Raw genomic sequence first — 2,204 nt, 5'->3', positions numbered from 1 at the left:
TGTCAACGTCGCCCGAAAGTGGACCACTGGGCGACGGATGAATGTTGACCACCCTCCACCACCAGTTTCTTCTCATCGCTTGGTCGTCCAGGCTCAGGTGCGGTTTCCGCCTGAGGGAGGTATCCGGCCCAGATCGCGGTCCTTGAGCCGGTAGCTGTCGCCCTTGAGCGCGACCACCTCGGCGTGGTGCACCAGCCGGTCGATCATCGCCGCGGCCACGGTGTCGTCACCGAAAACTTCGCCCCACCGGCCGAAGGGCTTGTTCGAGGTCACGATCAGCGAGGCCCGCTCATAGCGGTTGGAGACCAACTGGAAGAACAGGTTGGCCGCCTCGGCCTCGAAGGGCACATAGCCCACCTCATCGATGACCAGCAGCGGGATACGGGCGAGTCGGACCAGTTCGGCCTCTAACCGGCCCGCCTCGTGGGCCTGGGCCAGCCGGTTGACCCATTGGGCCGCGGTGGCGAAGGCGACCCGGTGCCCGGCCTGGCAGGCCCGGATCCCCAGTCCGATCGACAGATGCGTCTTGCCCGTGCCCGGCGGGCCGAGGAAGACCACGTTCTCCCGGGCCGCGACGAAGTCCAGCGTGCCCAGATGCGCCATGGTCTCGCGGTTGAGGGAGCGCTGGTGGTCGTAGTCGAACTCCTCCAGGCTCTTCAGGGCGGGAAAGCGGGCCTGGCGCACGCGCGCCGCGCCGCCGTGCTCCTCGCGGGCGGCGACCTCGCGCTGCAGGCAGGCGGCCAGGAACTCCTCATAGGTCCAGGACTCAGCCCGGGCCCGCTCGGCCAGGCGCTCCACGGCCGCGGCCAGCGAGGGCGCCTTGAGTATCCGAGTGGAATAGGCCAGCTCGGCGGCGGTGTCGCGCCCCGTGCGCTGGGTGGAGGCGCGGGTTTTGGCTGCCATGGTCAGGCCACCTCCTCGATGCCCAGCATCCGGTCGTAGTCGGCCAGATCGCGCACGGCCACCTCCGCGCCGGCGGCGGGCGCGGCAGCGGTGCGGGCTGCGCGGCGCAGGCCGGCGGCCGCCTCGGCGTGGGCCGCGGCGGTGATGGTCTGATGCGGTGCCCAGCACCGCTCGTGATCACCCACCACGTCGCCTTGGCAGAAGATCTGCACCCGCTCCAGCCCGGCGGTCACCTCCACCCGCCTGCCGATAGCGCGCGGGTGGACCGAGTAGTCGACCGTGTCCAGACGCACGTAGTGGTCGCGGGGCAGCCGCAGGCTGCTGCGCCAGCCCGTCCTGGGCGCCAGCGGCGGCAACGCCGCCATCGCGGCCAGGTCGGTGCCCACCCGGTCGGCGGGCCGGCACCCGATCCCGCGGTGGTAGCGCCGGTTGGCCCGGCCCAGCCACGCGGTGAGCTGGGTGTTGAAGTCGGCAGGATCGCTGAAGCCGCGCCCGGGCAGAAACGAGGTCTCCAGGTAGCCGTTGGCGCGCTCGACCAGCCCTTTGGCCTCGGGATCACGGGGCCGGCACACGACCACGCCGATGCCCAGGCTGCCGCGGAAGGCCGCGAACTCCTCGGTGAGCCGCGGCGTCTTTGACCCCCAACGGCCGATACCGGACTCGTTGTCCCACACGAGGCGCTTGGGTGCACCACCCAAGCCCTGCAGCAGGTGCCAGTGGCCGCTGACCAGGTCCGCAGCTTGGCGCGAGGGCAGCATGCGCGCCATGAGCCAGCGGGAATAGCCCGAGACCATGACCAACACCGGCGGGCTAGCCACGTGGCCGGAAGTGCCCAGCGGAATCTTCGCGGACGGAAACCACAGGTCGCACTGGGCCAACTCGCCCGGCCGGTAGATGGTGCGCGAGGCCGGGTCCACGGGCTGGTAGAGCGGCCGCAGTCGGCGCACACGGTCTTTGAGTACGGTCAGCGAGCGTTGCCAGCCGATCCGCTCAGCGATGACGGTGGCCGGCATCGCCGGCCACTGCTCCAACAGTTCGCGGATACGGGGTTCGACCTCGTCGACGATCGACCCCCTCGCTGCCCGCTCGTACTTGGGCGGGTTTTCGCTGGCCAACGCGCGTTTGACGGTGTTGCGGGCGATGCCCAGGTGCCGGGCGATGGCCTGGATCGGCATATCCTCTGATCTGCGCAGACGGCGGATCTCGGCCCAGTCCTCCACAGTGATCACCCCTCCGATGATCAACCGGGGTGGTCAGATTTCACGCGACGTCACGTGGTCAGTATTGGCGCGTCGCCGACA

2 protein-coding genes are annotated in these 2,204 nt (G+C 70.0%); both read right to left on the bottom strand.

What is annotated here, in order from left to right:
• Nucleotides 1-93: 93 nt before the first annotated feature.
• Nucleotides 94-903 (bottom strand): IS21-like element helper ATPase IstB, encoded by an 810-nt coding sequence (gene istB / locus ABD848_RS24780; protein ID WP_344977599.1) that lies wholly within the window; start codon nucleotides 901-903, stop codon nucleotides 94-96.
• 2 nt (nucleotides 904-905) lie between these two features.
• Entirely contained in the window at nucleotides 906-2,132 is a 1,227-nt protein-coding gene (gene istA / locus ABD848_RS24775) for an IS21 family transposase (RefSeq protein WP_344977596.1), read from the bottom strand.
• Nucleotides 2,133-2,204: the final 72 nt, after the last annotated feature.

It is taken from the genome of Salinactinospora qingdaonensis (assembly GCF_039539445.1).
GTDB classification, from domain to species: Bacteria; Actinomycetota; Actinomycetes; order Streptosporangiales; family Streptosporangiaceae; genus Salinactinospora; species Salinactinospora qingdaonensis.
This window is presented reverse-complemented; position numbering and strand designations above follow the sequence as displayed.